30 protein-coding genes and 1 pseudogene are annotated in these 16,572 nt (G+C 55.0%); all 31 read right to left on the reverse strand.

What is annotated here, in order from left to right; genetic code table 11:
* Positions 1-44 precede the first annotated feature (44 nt).
* Entirely contained in the window at positions 45-512 is a 468-nt protein-coding gene (gene bfr / locus BMZ46_RS26920; protein ID WP_007955633.1) for a bacterioferritin, read from the reverse strand.
* Positions 513-661: 149 nt separating this feature from the next.
* The gene (locus BMZ46_RS26925; protein ID WP_074691683.1) at positions 662-2,116 is read right to left on the reverse strand and encodes a catalase; all 1,455 of its coding nucleotides are present in this window, start codon (positions 2,114-2,116) and stop codon (positions 662-664) included.
* 238 nt (positions 2,117-2,354) lie between these two features.
* Positions 2,355-2,741 carry a 50S ribosomal protein L17 gene (gene rplQ / locus BMZ46_RS26930; protein ID WP_007955635.1) on the reverse strand — a complete coding sequence of 129 codons (387 nt, stop codon included), beginning with the start codon at positions 2,739-2,741 and terminating at the stop codon, positions 2,355-2,357.
* Between the two features lie 42 nt (positions 2,742-2,783).
* Positions 2,784-3,785, reverse strand: coding sequence for a DNA-directed RNA polymerase subunit alpha (gene rpoA, locus BMZ46_RS26935; protein WP_003186012.1), 1,002 nt, complete (start codon positions 3,783-3,785; stop codon positions 2,784-2,786).
* A gap of 26 nt (positions 3,786-3,811) precedes the next feature.
* The gene (rpsD, locus tag BMZ46_RS26940; RefSeq protein ID WP_011336168.1) at positions 3,812-4,432 is read right to left on the reverse strand and encodes a 30S ribosomal protein S4; all 621 of its coding nucleotides are present in this window, start codon (positions 4,430-4,432) and stop codon (positions 3,812-3,814) included.
* Between the two features lie 18 nt (positions 4,433-4,450).
* A complete protein-coding gene (rpsK, locus tag BMZ46_RS26945; RefSeq protein WP_002555466.1) occupies positions 4,451-4,840 on the reverse strand; it encodes a 30S ribosomal protein S11 in 390 nt (129 codons plus the stop codon).
* A gap of 30 nt (positions 4,841-4,870) precedes the next feature.
* Positions 4,871-5,227 (reverse strand): 30S ribosomal protein S13, encoded by a 357-nt coding sequence (gene rpsM, locus BMZ46_RS26950; RefSeq protein ID WP_009045849.1) that lies wholly within the window; start codon positions 5,225-5,227, stop codon positions 4,871-4,873.
* A gap of 130 nt (positions 5,228-5,357) precedes the next feature.
* On the reverse strand, positions 5,358-5,474 hold the full coding sequence (gene rpmJ / locus BMZ46_RS26955; RefSeq protein ID WP_002555468.1) for a 50S ribosomal protein L36: 117 nt from the start codon (positions 5,472-5,474) through the stop codon (positions 5,358-5,360).
* A gap of 27 nt (positions 5,475-5,501) precedes the next feature.
* On the reverse strand, positions 5,502-6,830 hold the full coding sequence (secY, locus tag BMZ46_RS26960; RefSeq protein ID WP_003228718.1) for a preprotein translocase subunit SecY: 1,329 nt from the start codon (positions 6,828-6,830) through the stop codon (positions 5,502-5,504).
* A complete protein-coding gene (rplO, locus tag BMZ46_RS26965; RefSeq protein ID WP_003228720.1) occupies positions 6,831-7,268 on the reverse strand; it encodes a 50S ribosomal protein L15 in 438 nt (145 codons plus the stop codon). It lies immediately after the preceding gene.
* Between the two features lie 3 nt (positions 7,269-7,271).
* Positions 7,272-7,448, reverse strand: a complete 177-nt coding sequence (rpmD, locus tag BMZ46_RS26970; RefSeq protein WP_003176408.1) for a 50S ribosomal protein L30 — start codon at positions 7,446-7,448, stop codon at positions 7,272-7,274.
* Between the two features lie 2 nt (positions 7,449-7,450).
* The gene (gene rpsE, locus BMZ46_RS26975; RefSeq protein ID WP_039771985.1) at positions 7,451-7,951 is read right to left on the reverse strand and encodes a 30S ribosomal protein S5; all 501 of its coding nucleotides are present in this window, start codon (positions 7,949-7,951) and stop codon (positions 7,451-7,453) included.
* A gap of 3 nt (positions 7,952-7,954) precedes the next feature.
* Positions 7,955-8,305 (reverse strand): 50S ribosomal protein L18, encoded by a 351-nt coding sequence (gene rplR / locus BMZ46_RS26980; protein WP_003186037.1) that lies wholly within the window; start codon positions 8,303-8,305, stop codon positions 7,955-7,957.
* A gap of 10 nt (positions 8,306-8,315) precedes the next feature.
* Positions 8,316-8,849 (reverse strand): 50S ribosomal protein L6, encoded by a 534-nt coding sequence (gene rplF, locus BMZ46_RS26985; RefSeq protein ID WP_011336170.1) that lies wholly within the window; start codon positions 8,847-8,849, stop codon positions 8,316-8,318.
* A 12-nt stretch (positions 8,850-8,861) separates the two neighbouring features.
* Positions 8,862-9,254: a 30S ribosomal protein S8 gene (gene rpsH, locus BMZ46_RS26990; protein ID WP_003228724.1), complete on the reverse strand. Its 393-nt coding sequence runs from the start codon at positions 9,252-9,254 to the stop codon at positions 8,862-8,864.
* A gap of 209 nt (positions 9,255-9,463) precedes the next feature.
* Positions 9,464-9,769 (reverse strand): 30S ribosomal protein S14, encoded by a 306-nt coding sequence (gene rpsN / locus BMZ46_RS26995; RefSeq protein ID WP_007955639.1) that lies wholly within the window; start codon positions 9,767-9,769, stop codon positions 9,464-9,466.
* A 13-nt stretch (positions 9,770-9,782) separates the two neighbouring features.
* Entirely contained in the window at positions 9,783-10,322 is a 540-nt protein-coding gene (gene rplE, locus BMZ46_RS27000; RefSeq protein ID WP_003210069.1) for a 50S ribosomal protein L5, read from the reverse strand.
* 20 nt (positions 10,323-10,342) lie between these two features.
* Positions 10,343-10,657: a 50S ribosomal protein L24 gene (gene rplX, locus BMZ46_RS27005; RefSeq protein WP_003186046.1), complete on the reverse strand. Its 315-nt coding sequence runs from the start codon at positions 10,655-10,657 to the stop codon at positions 10,343-10,345.
* Between the two features lie 11 nt (positions 10,658-10,668).
* On the reverse strand, positions 10,669-11,037 hold the full coding sequence (rplN, locus tag BMZ46_RS27010) for a 50S ribosomal protein L14 (protein ID WP_002555479.1): 369 nt from the start codon (positions 11,035-11,037) through the stop codon (positions 10,669-10,671).
* 23 nt (positions 11,038-11,060) lie between these two features.
* The gene (gene rpsQ / locus BMZ46_RS27015) at positions 11,061-11,327 is read right to left on the reverse strand and encodes a 30S ribosomal protein S17 (RefSeq protein ID WP_003194644.1); all 267 of its coding nucleotides are present in this window, start codon (positions 11,325-11,327) and stop codon (positions 11,061-11,063) included.
* A gap of 2 nt (positions 11,328-11,329) precedes the next feature.
* The gene (gene rpmC / locus BMZ46_RS27020) at positions 11,330-11,521 is read right to left on the reverse strand and encodes a 50S ribosomal protein L29 (RefSeq protein WP_002555481.1); all 192 of its coding nucleotides are present in this window, start codon (positions 11,519-11,521) and stop codon (positions 11,330-11,332) included.
* Complete coding sequence (rplP, locus tag BMZ46_RS27025) at positions 11,521-11,934, reverse strand: 50S ribosomal protein L16 (RefSeq protein WP_003228729.1); 414 nt, start codon at positions 11,932-11,934, stop codon at positions 11,521-11,523. Before rplP ends, rpmC begins: the two co-directional genes overlap by 1 nt.
* A 12-nt stretch (positions 11,935-11,946) precedes the next feature.
* Entirely contained in the window at positions 11,947-12,633 is a 687-nt protein-coding gene (rpsC, locus tag BMZ46_RS27030; protein WP_003176422.1) for a 30S ribosomal protein S3, read from the reverse strand.
* A 13-nt stretch (positions 12,634-12,646) separates the two neighbouring features.
* On the reverse strand, positions 12,647-12,979 hold the full coding sequence (gene rplV, locus BMZ46_RS27035) for a 50S ribosomal protein L22 (RefSeq protein ID WP_003103908.1): 333 nt from the start codon (positions 12,977-12,979) through the stop codon (positions 12,647-12,649).
* A gap of 11 nt (positions 12,980-12,990) precedes the next feature.
* The gene (gene rpsS / locus BMZ46_RS27040; protein ID WP_011336172.1) at positions 12,991-13,266 is read right to left on the reverse strand and encodes a 30S ribosomal protein S19; all 276 of its coding nucleotides are present in this window, start codon (positions 13,264-13,266) and stop codon (positions 12,991-12,993) included.
* Between the two features lie 16 nt (positions 13,267-13,282).
* Positions 13,283-14,107, reverse strand: a complete 825-nt coding sequence (gene rplB, locus BMZ46_RS27045) for a 50S ribosomal protein L2 (protein WP_003186055.1) — start codon at positions 14,105-14,107, stop codon at positions 13,283-13,285.
* A 14-nt stretch (positions 14,108-14,121) separates the two neighbouring features.
* Positions 14,122-14,421 carry a 50S ribosomal protein L23 gene (rplW, locus tag BMZ46_RS27050; RefSeq protein WP_002555488.1) on the reverse strand — a complete coding sequence of 100 codons (300 nt, stop codon included), beginning with the start codon at positions 14,419-14,421 and terminating at the stop codon, positions 14,122-14,124.
* Complete coding sequence (rplD, locus tag BMZ46_RS27055) at positions 14,418-15,020, reverse strand: 50S ribosomal protein L4 (RefSeq protein ID WP_003228735.1); 603 nt, start codon at positions 15,018-15,020, stop codon at positions 14,418-14,420. Before rplD ends, rplW begins: the two co-directional genes overlap by 4 nt.
* A 12-nt stretch (positions 15,021-15,032) precedes the next feature.
* A complete protein-coding gene (rplC, locus tag BMZ46_RS27060; RefSeq protein ID WP_007955641.1) occupies positions 15,033-15,668 on the reverse strand; it encodes a 50S ribosomal protein L3 in 636 nt (211 codons plus the stop codon).
* An 80-nt stretch (positions 15,669-15,748) separates the two neighbouring features.
* Complete coding sequence (gene rpsJ, locus BMZ46_RS27065) at positions 15,749-16,060, reverse strand: 30S ribosomal protein S10 (RefSeq protein WP_003186070.1); 312 nt, start codon at positions 16,058-16,060, stop codon at positions 15,749-15,751.
* A gap of 157 nt (positions 16,061-16,217) precedes the next feature.
* Positions 16,218-16,572 (reverse strand): annotated as a pseudogene (locus tag BMZ46_RS27070) (elongation factor Tu); the annotation flags it as partial.

Below are 16,572 nucleotides of genomic sequence, written 5' to 3' on the forward strand. Positions count from 1 at the left end.
CTGTCACTTCATCAGTGACAGGGGCTTTTTTGTACCGGCTGCAATCAGGACGCGTGGGACTGCAGGTAGTTCTGGATACCGATCAGTTTGATCAGGCCCAACTGCTTCTCAAGCCAGTAGGTGTGATCTTCTTCGGTGTCATGCAACTGAAGCTTGAGGATATCGCGGCTTACATAGTCGCCATTCTTTTCACACAGCTCGATGCCTTTGCACAGTGCAGCACGAACCTTGTACTCAAGGCGCAGATCCGCTTCGAGCATGGTCTCTACCGTGGTACCGACATCCAGGTCATCCGGGCGCATGCGCGGAGTGCCTTCGAGCATCAGAATCCGGCGCATCAGCGCATCGGCGTGACCGGCCTCTTCTTCCATCTCGTGGTTGATTCGTTCGTAGAGCTTGGTGAATCCCCAGTCCTCATACATCCGCGAGTGAACGAAATATTGGTCACGCGCGGCCAGTTCGCCGGTCAGCAACGTGTTGAGGTAATCGATAACGTCTGGGTGGCCTTGCATCGCCCTACATCTCCCTGCTTGAAAGTCTGTAGTTTGAACCAACCTGACTGGAAGGTCACTCACTTCGCGCAATAAAAGCGAAGATATTCTGAGAAAAGCAGCCTAAATAACGCAAAAACCGCCCAAATGAGGGCGGTTCTGCTTCTCGTTTAGACTTCGTTAAGCTGTACGTTGAGCAGCTTTGCGATTGCTTCTCCGTACGCCGGATCGGCCTTGTAGAAATGCTGCAGCTGACGATCGACGACGTCACTCGACACCCCCGCCATCGCCCCGGCGATGTTGCTGACCAGCAACGCTTTCTGTTCGTCGCTCATCAAGCGGAACAGCGCGCCAGCGTGGCTGTAGTAGTCGGTGTCTTCGCGGTGATCGTAGCGATCAGCCGCGCCGTTCAGGGCCAGTGCAGGCTCGGCATAGTGCGGCGCTTGTTTCGGCGACTCTACGTAGCTGTTCGGCTCATAGTTCGGCGCTGCGCCACCGTTACTGCCAAATGCCATCGAACCGTCGCGCTGGTAAGTATTCACCGGGCTGCGTGGGGCGTTCACTGGCAGTTGCTGGTGATTGGTACCTACGCGGTAGCGGTGGGCATCGGCGTACGCGAATACCCGACCTTGCAGCATGCGATCTGGCGACAGACCTACGCCAGGCACCATGTTGCTCGGGCCGAACGCGGCTTGCTCGACTTCGGCAAAGTAGTTGAGCGGGTTACGGTTCAGTTCCAGTTCACCCACTTCGATCAGTGGAAACTCCTTTTGCGACCAGGTCTTGGTCACGTCGAACGGATTCTCATAGTGCGCAGCGGCCTGGGCTTCGGTCATGATCTGGATGCATACGCTCCATTTCGGGAAGTCACCACGCTCGATGGCTTCGAACAGGTCACGCTGTGCGTAATCCGGATCAGTGCCCGCCAGGCGTGCAGCGTCTGCCGGCGCAAGGTTCTTGATCCCTTGCTTGGTCTTGTAGTGCCACTTCACCCAGTGACGCTCGCCCTGAGCACTGATCAGGCTGTAGGTGTGGCTGCCGAAACCGTGCATATGGCGATATCCGTCCGGAATACCGCGATCAGAGAACAGAATCGTGACCTGGTGCAGCGCTTCAGGCGAATGCGACCAGAAGTCCCACATCATCTGCGCGCTTTTCAGGTTGCTTTGCGGCAGTCGCTTCTGGGTGTGGATAAAGTCAGGGAATTTCAGTGGATCACGGATGAAGAACACCGGGGTGTTGTTGCCAACGATGTCCCAGTTGCCTTCTTCGGTATAGAACTTGAGGGCGAAACCACGCGGATCGCGCTCGGTGTCAGCCGAGCCACGCTCACCACCGACGGTGGAGAAGCGCAGGAATGTCGGGGTTTGCTTGCCGACGGCAGAAAACAGTTTGGCGCTGGTGTACTGAGTAATGTCACGGGTAACGGTGAAAGTGCCGTAGGCACCCGACCCCTTGGCGTGTACACGACGCTCAGGAATGTTTTCCCGGTTGAAGTGGGCAAGCTTCTCGATCAAGTGGAAGTCATCGAGCAGCAACGGGCCACGAGGGCCAGCGGAGCGAGAGTTCTGGTTATCGGCGACAGGTGCGCCACTGGCGGTCGTAAGCGTCTTGTTCTGGCTCATGCGATCTTCATCCTCTATCGGTCTTGAACTGCCGGCTAATCGGCTTGTTGGGGAGTATCGATCATCAGTATGACAGCCACAAATTCATTAACTTATGGTCATCAATAGAGAAAAACTAACACCGAATCCCCGCACATAGTGCAGACCCAAACAGGGTAGAAGCTTGTACGAACAGCGCATTTCTTACAGGCACAAAAAACCGGGCACTAGGCCCGGTTCCTTGTTTAAGACTGACGTCTTACTCAGCGGATACAGCTTCACCGCCGACAGCACGATCAACCAGTTCGACGTACGCCATAGGCGCGTTGTCGCCAGCGCGGAAACCGCACTTGAGGATGCGCAGGTAGCCACCCTCACGGGTAGCGTAACGCTTGCCCAGGTCGTTGAAGAGCTTACCAACGATAGCTTTCGAACGAGTACGGTCGAAAGCCAGACGACGGTTAGCAACGCTGTCTGTCTTGGCCAGAGTGATCAGCGGCTCGGCAACGCGGCGCAGTTCTTTGGCTTTTGGCAGAGTAGTTTTGATCAGCTCGTGCTCGAACAGCGACACCGCCATGTTTTGGAACATGGCCTTGCGGTGCGAGCTGGTGCGGCTCAGGTGACGCCCACTTTTACGATGACGCATGGTTCATTCCTTACCAAACACTACGTTCGGTGATTACGACGATCAGGCAGTCGCCTTGTCGTCCTTCTTAAGACTTGCAGGCGGCCAGTTGTCGAGGCGCATGCCGAGGGACAGACCGCGGGAGGCCAGAACGTCCTTGATTTCAGTCAAGGATTTCTTGCCCAGGTTCGGAGTCTTCAACAGCTCTACTTCGGTACGCTGAATCAGGTCGCCGATGTAGTAGATGTTTTCCGCCTTAAGGCAGTTAGCCGAACGTACAGTCAGTTCCAGATCGTCAACCGGGCGAAGCAGGATCGGATCGATCTCGTCTTCCTGCTCGACAACCACTGGCTCACTGTCACCTTTGAGGTCGACGAACGCAGCCAACTGCTGTTGCAGGATGGTTGCAGCGCGGCGGATAGCCTCTTCAGGATCCAGGGTACCGTTGGTTTCCAGATCAATAACCAGCTTGTCCAGGTTGGTACGCTGCTCGACACGGGCGTTTTCCACCACGTATGCGATACGGCGAACCGGGCTGAACGAAGAGTCAAGCTGCAAGCGACCGATGCTGCGGCTTTCGTCTTCATCGCTCTGACGCGAGTCGGCTGGTTCATAACCACGACCACGAGCTACAGTGAGCTTCATGTTCAGGGCGCCGTTAGACGCCAGGTTAGCGATTACGTGATCGGGATTAACGATCTCGACATCATGATCCAGCTGAATATCGGCAGCGGTAACCACCCCCGAACCCTTCTTCGACAAGGTCAGCGTAACTTCGTCACGACCGTGCAGCTTGATGGCCAGACCTTTAAGGTTCAACAGGATTTCAATTACGTCTTCCTGTACACCTTCGATGGCGCTGTACTCGTGGAGCACACCGTCAATCTCGGCCTCGACTACTGCGCAGCCGGGCATTGAGGACAACAGGATGCGGCGCAGCGCGTTGCCCAGGGTGTGGCCAAAACCACGCTCGAGAGGCTCGAGAGTGATCTTGGCGCGGGTTGGACTGACAACCTGCACATCAATGTGGCGGGGTGTCAGGAACTCATTTACCGAAATCTGCATGGATGCACCTATTTTCTAGCCCTTACTTACTTGGAGTAGAGCTCGACAATCAGGCTTTCGTTGATGTCGGCGGACAGATCACTGCGAGCAGGAACGTTCTTGAAAACGCCCGACTTCTTCTCAGCATCTACCTCTACCCATTCTACGCGACCACGTTGGGCGCACAGCTCGAGAGCTTGGACAATGCGAAGTTGGTTCTTTGCCTTCTCGCGAACAGCAACCACGTCACCAGCACGAACCTGGTAGGACGGAACGTTTACGGTCTGGCCGTTAACGCTGATCGACTTGTGCGATACCAGCTGACGGGATTCGGCACGAGTCGAACCGAAGCCCATACGGTATACAACGTTGTCCAGACGGCATTCGAGCAGTTGCAGCAGGTTTTCACCAGTTGCACCTTTCTTGCTGGCAGCAGCTTTGTAGTAGCCGCTGAACTGACGCTCGAGAACGCCGTAAATACGACGGACCTTCTGCTTTTCGCGCAGTTGGGTGCCGTAATCGGACTGGCGACCGCGGCGTTGGCCGTGGATACCAGGTGCTGCTTCAATGTTGCACTTCGATTCGATCGCGCGCACGCCGCTCTTCAGGAAGAGATCGGTGCCTTCGCGACGAGCGAGTTTGCATTTTGGACCAATGTAACGAGCCATTCTTTACAATCTCCTGGATTACACGCGGCGCTTCTTCGGCGGACGGCACCCGTTGTGCGGGATTGGCGTCACGTCGGTGATGCTGGCGATCTTGTAGCCACAGCCGTTCAAAGCGCGGACTGCGGATTCACGACCTGGACCTGGGCCCTTGACATTCACGTCGAGGTTTTTCAGGCCGTATTCCAGCGCAGCTTGACCAGCACGCTCAGCAGCTACTTGAGCAGCGAACGGGGTGGACTTGCGGGAACCGCGGAAACCCGAACCACCGGAGGTAGCCCAGGAAAGAGCGTTACCTTGACGGTCGGTGATGGTCACGATGGTGTTGTTAAAAGAGGCATGGATGTGGGCGATGCCATCAACCACTGTCTTTTTAACTTTTTTACGAGGACGAGCAGCAGGTTTTGCCATGATTAAATTCCTGTCGATTCGCTGGGGCGATTACTTGCGGATCGGCTTACGCGGACCTTTACGGGTACGCGCGTTGGTCTTGGTACGCTGACCGCGTACTGGCAGACCACGACGATGACGCAGACCGCGATAGCAACCGAGGTCCATCAAGCGCTTGATTTTCATGTTGATTTCGCGACGCAGGTCACCTTCAGTGGTGAACTTCGCCACTTCGCCACGCAGCTGTTCAATCTGCTCGTCGCTCAGATCCTTGATCTTTGCGGCTGGGTTTACCCCAGTCTCTGCACAGATCTTCTGTGCAGTAGTGCGACCAACACCATAGATGTAGGTCAGCGAGATAACAGTATGCTTGTTATCTGGAATGTTAACGCCTGCAATACGGGCCATTCAGTGGGACTCCAATTGACAGCTACCTACGCCCCGGAAGCCAAGAAATAGGGCGCGAGATAATATCGCTGTAATAACAAATAATCAACCCGGTAGCGCACTAGCTACCGGGCTTGAAGCACAATCACACTCAGCCTTGGCGCTGTTTGTGACGCGGTTCCGCGCTGCAAATTACTCGAACAACACCTTCGCGGCGAATAATCTTGCAGTTACGGCACAGCTTTTTCACCGATGCACGAACTTTCATCACCAACTCCTCGAACCTTATGGGTACTCAGCGCAACATGCCGCTGCCGTAACCCTTCAGGTTGGCTTTCTTCATCAGGGATTCGTACTGGTGCGAAACGAGGTGCGATTGTACTTGGGACATGAAGTCCATCACAACCACGACCACGATCAGCAACGAGGTCCCGCCAAGGTAGAACGGAACGTTTGCTGCAACCACCAGGAACTGGGGCAACAAGCACACGGCCGTCATGTAAAGAGCACCGAACATGGTCAAGCGAGTCAGAACGCCATCAATATAGCGTGCGGACTGCTCACCTGGACGGATGCCCGGAATAAAGGCACCGGACTTCTTCAGGTTTTCCGCTACGTCTTTCGGATTGAACATCAACGCCGTATAGAAGAAGCAGAAGAAAATAATCCCTGCACTAAACAGCAGAATATTCAACGGCTGACCAGGAGCGATCGACTGCGAGATGTCCTGCAACCAGCCCATACCTTCAGACTGACCAAACCAGGCACCCAACGAAGCCGGGAACAGCAAAATGCTGCTCGCGAAAATAGCCGGAATAACACCGGCCATGTTCACCTTCAGCGGCAAGTGGCTTGTCTGCGCAGCAAAAACCTTGCGGCCCTGCTGACGCTTGGCGTAGTGAACAGCGATACGACGCTGACCACGCTCAATGAACACCACGAAACCGATAATCGCTACTGCCAGCAAACCGATGGCAACCAAGGCGAAGATGTTGATATCGCCCTGACGCGCAGACTCAAAAGACTGCCCGATTGCTCTCGGAAGACCGGCGACGATACCCGAAAAAATCAACATCGAGATACCGTTGCCTACACCACGCTCAGTAATCTGCTCACCCAGCCACATCATGAACATCGCGCCAGCCACAAACGTGGAGACCGCGACGAAATGGAAGCCAAAGTCACCAGTGAACGCAACGCCCTGCCCTGCCAGACCAATGGACATGCCAATGGCCTGAACGAGAGCGAGGACGACGGTGCCGTAGCGGGTGTACTGGCTGATCTTGCGACGGCCAGCTTCACCTTCCTTCTTCAACTGCTCCAGCTGCGGGCTGACGGCGGTCATCAGTTGCATGATGATCGATGCCGAAATATACGGCATGATCCCCAGTGCAAAGATGCTCATCCGCTCCAGCGCGCCGCCGGAAAACATGTTGAACAAGCTAAGAATGGTCCCCTCATTCTGTCGAAACAGGTCTGCGAGTCGGTCCGGGTTGATACCTGGAACCGGGATGTGTGCGCCTATTCGGTAGACGATAATCGCCAGGAACAGAAAACGCAGACGAGCCCAAAGTTCAGACATACCGCCTTTGCCGAGCGCAGAGAGAGCACCTTGCTTAGCCATTTATTCCTCGAACTTGCCGCCAGCTGCTTCGATAGCCGCACGCGCACCTTTGGTGGCGCCGATTCCCTTGCCGATAGTGACAGCGCGAGTCACTTCACCGGACAGCATGATTTTCACACGCTGTACGTTGACGTTGATCACGTTGGCATCTTTCAGGGACTGCACGGTGACGATATCGCCTTCCACTTTAGCCAGCTCGGACAGACGCACTTCTGCGCGGTCCATGGCTTTCAGGGAAACGAAACCGAACTTCGGCAGGCGACGATGCAGCGGCTGTTGACCGCCTTCAAAGCCTGGAGCAATGGTGCCACCGGAGCGGGAAGTCTGACCTTTGTGACCACGGCCACCAGTCTTACCCAAACCACTACCGATACCACGGCCCGGACGATGCTTTTCGCGACGGGAACCCGGCGCTGGACTCAGATCATTGAGTTTCATCGATTAACCCTCGACACGCAGCATGTAGTAAGCCTTGTTGATCATCCCGCGATTCTCGGGAGTATCCTGGACTTCTACAGTGTGACCGATGCGACGCAGACCCAGACCCTTAACGCACAGTTTGTGGTTAGGGATGCGGCCGGTCATGCTTTTGATCAGCGTAACTTTAACGGTAGCCATGATTACTTGATCTCCGATACAGACAGGCCACGCTTGGCAGCGATGGACTCAGGAGATTGCATAGCCTTCAGACCCTTGAAAGTGGCGTGAACCACGTTTACAGGGTTAGTCGAGCCGTAGCACTTGGCCAGAACGTTCTGAACGCCAGCAACTTCGAGGACAGCACGCATAGCGCCGCCAGCGATGATACCGGTACCTTCAGAAGCAGGCTGCATGTACACCTTCGAAGCGCCATGGGCGGACTTCATTGCGTACTGCAGAGTGGTGCCGTTCAGATCAACCTGGATCATGTTGCGGCGAGCAGCTTCCATTGCCTTCTGGATCGCAGCAGGCACTTCACGCGACTTGCCACGGCCGAAGCCAACACGCCCTTTACCATCACCAACCACGGTCAACGCGGTGAAAGTGAAGATACGGCCGCCTTTAACGGTTTTGGCTACGCGGTTAACTTGAACCAGCTTCTCGATGTAGCCTTCGTCGCGCTTTTGGTCGTTATTTGACATAACTTAGAACTCCAGCCCAGCTTCACGAGCAGCATCAGCCAGCGCTTTCACGCGGCCATGGTACTTGAAGCCAGAGCGGTCGAAAGCCACCTGCGAGACGCCAGCGGCCTTAGCACGCGTAGCGACCAGCTGGCCAACCTTAGTGGCCGCGTCGATGTTGCCAGTGGCGCCATCACGCAGTTCTTTATCCAAAGTCGAGGCGCTTGCCAGGACTTTGTTGCCGTCGGCCGAAATGACCTGGGCGTAGATGTGCTGCGAAGAGCGGAACACGCAGAGACGCACGACTTCGAGTTCGTGCATTTTCAGGCGTGCTTTGCGAGCGCGACGCAGTCGAGTAACTTTTTTGTCGGTCATTTGCTATGCCCTACTTCTTCTTGGCTTCTTTACGACGGACGACTTCGTCCGCGTAGCGCACACCTTTGCCTTTGTACGGCTCTGGTGGACGGAAGTCGCGGATCTCGGCGGCCACTTGACCTACCAGCTGCTTGTCGATGCCCTTGATCAGGATATCGGTCTGGCTAGGAGTCTCAGCGGTGATGCCTTCCGGCAGTTCGTAATCCACTGGGTGCGAGAAGCCAAGAGCCAGGTTCAGCACCTGACCTTTTGCTTGCGCTTTGTAACCAACACCGACCAGCTGGAGCTTGCGCTCGAAGCCTTGGCTTACGCCCTGGACCATGTTGTTTACCAACGCACGAGTGGTACCGGCCATTGCGCGAGTCTGTTGATCGCCATTGCGAGCAGCAAAACGCAGCTCACCAGCTTCTTCAACGACTTCAACGGACGAATGGACGTTCAGTTCAAGAGTACCCTTGGCACCCTTCACCGAAAGCTGTTGGCCTGCGAATTTTACTTCGACACCGGCTGGCAGCTTAACGGGGTTCTTAGCGACGCGAGACATGCTTATCCCCCCTTAGAACACAGTGCAAAGAACTTCGCCGCCGACACCGGCAGCGCGCGCAGCACGATCAGTCATCACACCTTTGTTGGTGGAGACGATAGACACACCGAGACCACCACGTACCTTTGGCAGATCTTCGACGGACTTGTACTGACGCAGGCCTGGACGGCTAACGCGCTTCACTTCTTCGATGACCGGACGGCCTTCGAAGTATTTCAGCTCGATGGACAGCAGCGGCTTGGTTTCGCTGCTGATCTGATAACCCGCGATGTAACCTTCGTCCTTCAGGACTTTTGCTACAGCCACCTTCAACGTGGAAGACGGCATGCTTACGACGGACTTTTCAGCCATCTGGGCATTACGGATTCGAGTTAGCATGTCCGCTAACGGGTCCTGCATACTCATGGGCTAGACGCTCCTAATACAGAAAAATTAGCCTTGCGGCTACTACTTGTCGCCGAGGAATTCCGGGCGTAAAAAACACGGGCTCAGGCGAGCCGGTCATTCTAGACACACCCCAGAAATGAATCAAGCCCCAAAAGGGGCTTGATTCAAGTTCAAGGCCACCGATGGTCAGGTTCTTGCGACCCCGACCATCAAGGCTTTGACAGCAATTACCAGCTGGCTTTAACCAGGCCTGGTACGTCACCACGCATTGCCGCTTCACGCAGTTTGTTACGGCCGAGGCCGAACTTGCGGTAAACGCCGTGCGGACGACCGGTCAGACGGCAACGGTTACGCATGCGCGAGGCGCTTGCGTCACGCGGTTGCTTCTGCAGAGCTACGGTAGCTTCCCAACGCGCTTCTGGACTTGCGTTCAGATCGACGATGATAGCTTTCAGCGCTGCACGCTTGACGGCGTATTTAGCAACGGTGAGCTGACGCTTCAGCTCACGGTTTTTCATGCTCTTCTTGGCCATTTTCCTACTCCAATCAGTTGCGGAACGGGAATTTGAAAGCACGCAGCAGAGCGCGGCCTTCGTCATCGTTCTTAGCAGTGGTGGTCAGGGTAATGTCCAGACCGCGGAGAGCATCGATCTTGTCGTAGTCGATTTCCGGGAAAATGATCTGCTCTTTCACGCCCATGCTGTAGTTGCCACGACCATCAAAGGACTTGGCATTCAGGCCGCGGAAGTCGCGAACCCGAGGCAGGGAGATCGACAGCAGACGATCCAGGAACTCGTACATACGCTCACGGCGCAGGGTCACTTTGACGCCGATCGGCCAACCTTCACGGACTTTAAAGCCAGCGATGGATTTGCGAGCGTAGGTCACAACGACTTTCTGGCCGGTGATCTTTTCCAGGTCAGCAACAGCGTGCTCGATGACTTTTTTGTCGCCGATCGCTTCGCCCAGACCCATGTTCAGGGTGATCTTGGTAACGCGCGGAACTTCCATCACGTTCGAAAGCTTAAGTTCTTCCTTAAGTTTCGGAGCGATTTCCTTCCGGTAAATCTCTTTTAGTCGTGCCATGGTCTTCTACCTAGCAGTGTTCAAGCATCAACCGCTTTTTGGGTCGACTTGAAGACACGAATTTTCTTACCGTCTTCTACTTTGAAACCAACGCGGTCAGCCTTGTTGGTTTCGCCGTTGAAGATGGCGACGTTGGAAGCGTGCAGTGGCGCTTCTTTCTCGACGATACCGCCCTGTACGCCCGACATCGGGTTAGGCTTGGTATGACGCTTGACCAGGTTCAGACCACCAACAACCAGACGGTTGTCAGCAAGAACCTTCAGCACCTTACCGCGCTTACCTTTGTCTTTGCCGGCGATCACGATGATCTCGTCGTCACGACGAATCTTTTGCATGTCGGATCTCCTTACAGCACTTCTGGGGCGAGCGAGACGATCTTCATGAACTTCTCAGTACGAAGTTCACGGGTCACTGGCCCAAAGATACGGGTGCCGATCGGCTCTTGCTTGTTGTTCAGAAGAACAGCAGCGTTGCCATCAAAGCGGATAATGGAGCCATCAGCACGACGTACGCCGTGACGAGTGCGGACTACAACAGCAGTCATCACTTGGCCTTTTTTCACCTTACCGCGAGGAATTGCTTCCTTCACGGTAACTTTGATGATGTCACCGATACCAGCGTAACGACGATGGGAGCCACCCAGCACCTTGATGCACATAACACGGCGAGCGCCGCTGTTATCGGCCACATCGAGCATGGATTGAGTCTGAATCATATAATTTCTCCGACCCCTAGCCCTTAGACTTCCACAGCGCGTTCGAGAACATCAACCAGCGCCCAAGACTTGGTCTTGGCCATCGGACGAGTTTCACGAATAGTGACTTTGTCGCCGATGTGGCACTGATTGGTTTCGTCGTGCGCGTGCAGCTTAGTCGAACGCTTAACGTATTTACCGTAGATCGGGTGCTTAACGCGACGCTCGATCAGAACGGTGATGGTTTTGTCCATCTTGTCGCTGACAACACGGCCAGTCAGCGTACGGACAGTTTTTTCGGCTTCAGCCATGATCACTTACCTGCCTGCTGGTTGAGCACAGTCTTCACGCGAGCGATGTCACGCTTAACTTGCGAGAGCAGATGAGACTGCCCCAACTGGCCAGTTGCTTTCTGCATACGCAGATTGAACTGGTCGCGCAGCAAGCCGAGCAGTTGCTCGTTCAGCTGCTGTGCGGATTTTTCACGAAGTTCATTCGCTTTCATCACATCACCGTCCGTTTAACAAAGGAGGTGGCGAGCGGCAGCTTTGCAGCAGCCAGGGCGAAAGCCTCACGCGCCAGCTCTTCAGAAACACCCTCGATTTCATACAGGACTTTGCCTGGCTGAATCTGGGCAACCCAGTACTCCACGTTACCCTTACCTTTACCCATACGAACCTCGAGAGGCTTCTTGGAGATCGGCTTGTCCGGGAATACACGGATCCAGATCTTGCCGCCACGTTTTACGTGACGGGTCAGTGCACGACGCGCTGACTCGATCTGACGAGCGGTGAGACGACCACGAGCTACAGACTTCAGCGCGAACTCGCCGAAGCTGACTTTGCTACCGCGCAGTGCCAGACCACGGTTGTGGCCGGTCATCTGCTTACGGAACTTCGTACGCTTAGGTTGCAACATTTGGCGTACCCCTTACTTAGCAGCTTTTTTACGAGGCGCTGGTGCTTGTGGCTTCAGCTCTTCTTGGCGACCACCAATTACTTCGCCTTTGAAGATCCAAACCTTTACACCGATCACACCGTAAGTGGTGTGAGCTTCGTAGTTGGCATAGTCGATGTCGGCACGCAGGGTGTGCAGTGGCACACGACCTTCGCGATACCATTCAGTACGTGCGATTTCAGCACCGCCGAGACGACCGCTCACTTGGATTTTGATGCCTTTGGCACCAATGCGCATGGCGTTCTGTACAGCGCGCTTCATGGCGCGACGGAACATTACACGACGCTCCAGCTGCTGAGCTACGCTCTGCGCAACCAGCATACCGTCGAGCTCCGGCTTGCGGATCTCTTCGATATTGATGTGCACAGGCACACCCATTTGCTTGGTCAGGTCCTGACGCAGTTTCTCAACATCTTCACCTTTCTTCCCGATAACAATACCTGGACGAGCGGTGTGGATGGTGATGCGTGCAGTTTGAGCCGGACGATGGATATCGATACGGCTTACGGACGCGCTTTTTAGTTTGTCTTGGAGGTATTCACGCACCTTCAGATCAGCGAACAAGTAGTCCGCATAAGTCCGACCGTCTGCGTACCAGACGGAGGTGTGCTCCTTGACGATTCCCAGGCGAATGCCAATGGGATGTACTTTCTGACCCATCTCTTCGACTCCGTTACTTGTCAGCAACCTTGACAGTGATATGGCAAGACCGCTTGACGATGCGATCAGCACGGCCTTTGGCACGTGGCATGATGCGCTTCAGCGAACGCCCTTCGTTGACGAAAACGGTGCTGACCTTCAGGTCATCAACGTCTGCGCCTTCGTTATGCTCGGCGTTGGCTACGGCCGACTCCAGCACTTTTTTCATGATCTCGGCGGCTTTCTTACTGCTGAAAGCCAACAGGTTGAGCGCTTCGCCCACCTTCTTCCCGCGGATCTGGTCGGCGACCAAGCGGGCTTTCTGGGCGGAGATTCGAGCGCCCGACAACTTAGCGGCTACTTCCATTTCCTTACCCCTTAACGCTTGGCTTTCTTGTCTGCCACGTGCCCGCGATAGTTGCGGGTACCGGCGAACTCGCCCAGTTTGTGGCCGACCATGTCTTCGTTAACGAGAACTGGGACGTGCTGACGACCGTTGTGTACTGCGATGGTCAGACCGACCATTTGTGGCAGGATCATCGAACGACGCGACCAAGTCTTAATTGGTTTGCGATCGTTCTTTTCCGCCGCCACTTCGATCTTCTTCAGTAGGTGAAGATCAATAAAAGGACCTTTTTTCAGAGAACGTGGCACTGTCGTATCCCTCTATTTACTTGCGACGACGGACGATCATTTTGTCGGTACGCTTATTACCACGAGTCTTCGCGCCCTTAGTCGGGAAGCCCCATGGCGATACCGGATGACGACCACCAGAGGTACGACCTTCACCACCACCATGTGGGTGGTCAACCGGGTTCATGGCAACACCACGAACGGTTGGGCGAACGCCACGCCAGCGCTTGGCACCAGCTTTACCCAGCGAACGCAGGCTGTGCTCGGAGTTCGAGACTTCGCCCAGGGTCGCACGGCACTCAGCCAGTACTTTACGCATTTCACCCGAACGCAGACGCAGGGTCACGTAAACGCCTTCACGAGCGATCAGCTGAGCCGAAGCGCCAGCGGAACGAGCGATTTGCGCGCCTTTACCTGGCTTCAGTTCGATGCCGTGTACGGTGCTACCAACTGGAATGTTGCGCAGTTGCAGAGCGTTGCCCGGCTTGATCGGTGCCAGAGCACCTGCGATCAGCTGGTCGCCAGCGCTCACGCCTTTAGGGGCGATGATGTAGCGACGCTCGCCATCTGCGTACAGCAGCAGAGCGATGTGAGCAGTACGGTTTGGATCGTATTCGATACGCTCGACAGTGGCAGCGATGCCATCCTTGTCGTTGCGACGGAAGTCGACCAGACGATAATGCTGCTTATGACCACCACCGATGTGACGAGTGGTAATACGGCCATTGTTGTTACGACCACCAGACTTCGATTTTTTCTCGAGCAGCGGTGCGTGAGGAGCGCCTTTATGCAGCTCCTGGTTGACCACCTTGACCACAAAACGGCGGCCAGGGGAAGTCGGTTTGCATTTAACGATTGCCATGATGCACCCCTTCCTTACTCAGCACTGCTGCTGAAATCGAGATCTTGGCCTGGCTGAAGGGAGATAACTGCCTTCTTCCAGTCATTACGCTTGCCCAGACCGCGAGCGGTGCGCTTGCTCTTACCCAGAACATTCAGGGTAGTAACACGCTCAACTTTCACGCTGAACAGGCTTTCGACGGCCTTCTTGATTTCCAGCTTGGTTGCATCAGTAGCAACCTTGAAAACGAACTGGCCTTTCTTGTCTGCCAGAACCGTAGCCTTCTCGGAAACGTGCGGGCCAAGCAGAACTTTAAATACGCGTTCCTGGTTCATCCCAGCAGCTCCTCGAATTTCTTCACGGCCGACACGGTGATCAACACCTTGTCGTATGCGATCAGACTAACTGGATCGGAACCTTGCACGTCACGTACATCAACGTGTGGCAGGTTGCGAGCAGCCAGGTACAGGTTCTGATCAACAGCGTCCGACACGATCAGAACATCGGTCAGGCTCATGTTGTTCAGTTTGCCCAGCAGGTCTTTGGTTTTCGGAGTTTCAACTGCGAAGTCCTGAACCACGACCAGACGATCAGTACGCACCAGCTCAGCAAGGATGGAACGCATTGCTGCGCGATACATCTTCTTGTTCAGCTTCTGGGAGTGATCCTGTGGACGAGCTGCAAAGGTGGTGCCGCCGCCGCGCCAGATTGGGCTGCGAATAGTACCGGCACGAGCACGGCCAGTACCTTTCTGACGCCATGGGCGCTTGCCGCCACCACGAACGTCGGAACGGGTCTTCTGCTGCTTGCTACCCTGACGGCCGCCAGCCATGTAGGCCACGACTGCTTGGTGAACCAGCGTCTCGTTGAACTCGCCGCCAAATGTCAGTTCGGAAACTTCGATCGCTTGAGCGTCATTTACATTTAATTGCATGTCAGCTTCCCCTTAACCGCGAGCCTTGGCTGCCGGACGTACAACCAGGTTGCCGCCAGTAGCGCCAGGTACAGCGCCCTTGACCAACAACAGATTGCGTTCAGCGTCCACGCGCACTACTTCCAGGGACTGCACGGTCACGCGCTCAGCGCCCATATGACCGGACATTTTTTTGCCCTTGAATACACGACCAGGAGTCTGGCACTGGCCGATAGAGCCTGGGACGCGGTGGGATACGGAGTTACCGTGGGTGTTATCTTGCCCGCGGAAGTTCCAACGCTTGATCGTACCCTGGAAGCCTTTACCTTTGGACTGACCGGTTACATCAACCAGTTGACCAGCAGCGAAGATTTCAGCGTTGATCAGATCGCCGGCCTGGTACTCGCCTTCTTCAAGACGGAATTCCATTACGGTACGACCAGCGGCAACGTTCGCCTTGGCGAAGTGGCCAGCTTGAGCAGCTGTAACACGGGAAGCACGACGCTCGCCGACAGTGACTTGCACTGCACGATAGCCATCGGTTTCTTCAGTTTTGAACTGGGTGACGCGATTCGGCTCGATCTCAATGACCGTGACCGGAATGGAGACACCTTCTTCGGTGAAAATACGGGTCATACCCGCTTTACGACCGACTACACCAATAGTCATGTTGTAAACCTCATGAGTGTACGGGGCTTTCACCCGCTATGGCCGCCCATTTCAGAGCGTTACACGACCAAGACCGAGTCTTAGCCGAGGCTGATCTGCACTTCCACACCGGCCGCAAGATCAAGCTTCATAAGTGCATCAACGGTTTTATCCGTTGGCTGAACGATGTCCAGAACGCGCTTATGAGTGCGGATTTCGTACTGGTCACGCGCGTCTTTGTTGACGTGCGGGGAAACCAGAACGGTGAACCGCTCTTTACGGGTAGGCAGTGGAATTGGACCACGCACTTGAGCACCAGTACGTTTCGCGGTTTCCACGATTTCCTGGGTTGATTGGTCGATCAGGCGATGGTCAAAAGCCTTCAACCTGATACGGATTTGCTGATTTTGCATTGGATTTCAGACTCCGGCTGCTATTCCCACCGGGCGCAATACGCCCGTTAAAAGGAGGCGCAATTCTATAGACGCCCCAGATAGGTGTCAACCCAATAAAAAAGCCCCCGCTAAGCGGGGGCTTTTTCAACTCATCAGAGCTGACTCAATAAAGAGATCACTCGATGATTTTAGCTACGACGCCAGCACCAACGGTACGGCCGCCTTCACGGATTGCGAAACGCAGACCGTCTTCCATCGCGATGGTTTTGATCAGGGTAACAGTCATTTGAATGTTGTCACCTGGCATTACCATTTCAACGCCTTCTGGCAGCTCGCAGTTACCAGTCACGTCAGTAGTACGGAAGTAGAACTGTGGACGGTAGCCTTTGAAGAACGGAGTGTGACGGCCGCCTTCTTCCTTGCTCAGAACGTAAACTTCTGCGGTGAACTTGGTGTGCGGCTTAACCGAACCCGGCTTAACCAGAACCTGACCACGCTCAACGTCGTCACGCTTGGTACCACGCAGCAGA

Origin of the sequence: Pseudomonas sp. NFIX49 (genome assembly GCF_900115915.1) — a bacterium.
Lineage (GTDB): Bacteria > Pseudomonadota > Gammaproteobacteria > Pseudomonadales > Pseudomonadaceae > Aquipseudomonas > Aquipseudomonas pharyngis.

Coding starts and splice junctions, on each gene's coding strand:
- bfr (WP_007955633.1), bottom strand. CDS start 512: ATGCAAGGCCACCCAGACGTTATCGATTACCTCAACACGTTGCTGACC.
- BMZ46_RS26925 (WP_074691683.1), bottom strand. CDS start 2,116: ATGAGCCAGAACAAGACGCTTACGACCGCCAGTGGCGCACCTGTCGCC.
- rplQ (WP_007955635.1), bottom strand. CDS start 2,741: ATGCGTCATCGTAAAAGTGGGCGTCACCTGAGCCGCACCAGCTCGCAC.
- rpoA (WP_003186012.1), bottom strand. CDS start 3,785: ATGCAGATTTCGGTAAATGAGTTCCTGACACCCCGCCACATTGATGTG.
- rpsD (WP_011336168.1), bottom strand. CDS start 4,432: ATGGCTCGTTACATTGGTCCAAAATGCAAACTCGCTCGTCGCGAAGGC.
- rpsK (WP_002555466.1), bottom strand. CDS start 4,840: ATGGCAAAACCTGCTGCTCGTCCTCGTAAAAAAGTTAAAAAGACAGTG.
- rpsM (WP_009045849.1), bottom strand. CDS start 5,227: ATGGCCCGTATTGCAGGCGTTAACATTCCAGATAACAAGCATACTGTT.
- rpmJ (WP_002555468.1), bottom strand. CDS start 5,474: ATGAAAGTTCGTGCATCGGTGAAAAAGCTGTGCCGTAACTGCAAGATT.
- secY (WP_003228718.1), bottom strand. CDS start 6,830: ATGGCTAAGCAAGGTGCTCTCTCTGCGCTCGGCAAAGGCGGTATGTCT.
- rplO (WP_003228720.1), bottom strand. CDS start 7,268: ATGAAACTCAATGATCTGAGTCCAGCGCCGGGTTCCCGTCGCGAAAAG.
- rpmD (WP_003176408.1), bottom strand. CDS start 7,448: ATGGCTACCGTTAAAGTTACGCTGATCAAAAGCATGACCGGCCGCATC.
- rpsE (WP_039771985.1), bottom strand. CDS start 7,951: ATGTCAAATAACGACCAAAAGCGCGACGAAGGCTACATCGAGAAGCTG.
- rplR (WP_003186037.1), bottom strand. CDS start 8,305: ATGACCGACAAAAAAGTTACTCGACTGCGTCGCGCTCGCAAAGCACGC.
- rplF (WP_011336170.1), bottom strand. CDS start 8,849: ATGTCTCGCGTCGCTAAGAACCCCGTTAAGCTGCCAGCCGGTGTCGAA.
- rpsH (WP_003228724.1), bottom strand. CDS start 9,254: ATGAGTATGCAGGACCCGTTAGCGGACATGCTAACTCGAATCCGTAAT.
- rpsN (WP_007955639.1), bottom strand. CDS start 9,769: ATGGCCAAGAAGAGCATGAAAAACCGTGAGCTGAAGCGTCAGCTCACC.
- rplE (WP_003210069.1), bottom strand. CDS start 10,322: ATGGCACGACTAAAAGAGATTTACCGGAAGGAAATCGCTCCGAAACTT.
- rplX (WP_003186046.1), bottom strand. CDS start 10,657: ATGCAAAAGATTCGTCGTGACGACGAGATCATCGTGATCGCCGGCAAA.
- rplN (WP_002555479.1), bottom strand. CDS start 11,037: ATGATTCAGACTCAATCCATGCTCGATGTGGCCGATAACAGCGGCGCT.
- rpsQ (WP_003194644.1), bottom strand. CDS start 11,327: ATGGCTGAAGCCGAAAAAACTGTCCGTACGCTGACTGGCCGTGTTGTC.
- rpmC (WP_002555481.1), bottom strand. CDS start 11,521: ATGAAAGCGAATGAACTTCGTGAAAAATCCGCACAGCAGCTGAACGAG.
- rplP (WP_003228729.1), bottom strand. CDS start 11,934: ATGTTGCAACCTAAGCGTACGAAGTTCCGTAAGCAGATGACCGGCCAC.
- rpsC (WP_003176422.1), bottom strand. CDS start 12,633: ATGGGTCAGAAAGTACATCCCATTGGCATTCGCCTGGGAATCGTCAAG.
- rplV (WP_003103908.1), bottom strand. CDS start 12,979: ATGGAAGTAGCCGCTAAGTTGTCGGGCGCTCGAATCTCCGCCCAGAAA.
- rplB (WP_003186055.1), bottom strand. CDS start 14,107: ATGGCAATCGTTAAATGCAAACCGACTTCCCCTGGCCGCCGTTTTGTG.
- rplW (WP_002555488.1), bottom strand. CDS start 14,421: ATGAACCAGGAACGCGTATTTAAAGTTCTGCTTGGCCCGCACGTTTCC.
- rplD (WP_003228735.1), bottom strand. CDS start 15,020: ATGCAATTAAATGTAAATGACGCTCAAGCGATCGAAGTTTCCGAACTG.
- rplC (WP_007955641.1), bottom strand. CDS start 15,668: ATGACTATTGGTGTAGTCGGTCGTAAAGCGGGTATGACCCGTATTTTC.
- rpsJ (WP_003186070.1), bottom strand. CDS start 16,060: ATGCAAAATCAGCAAATCCGTATCAGGTTGAAGGCTTTTGACCATCGC.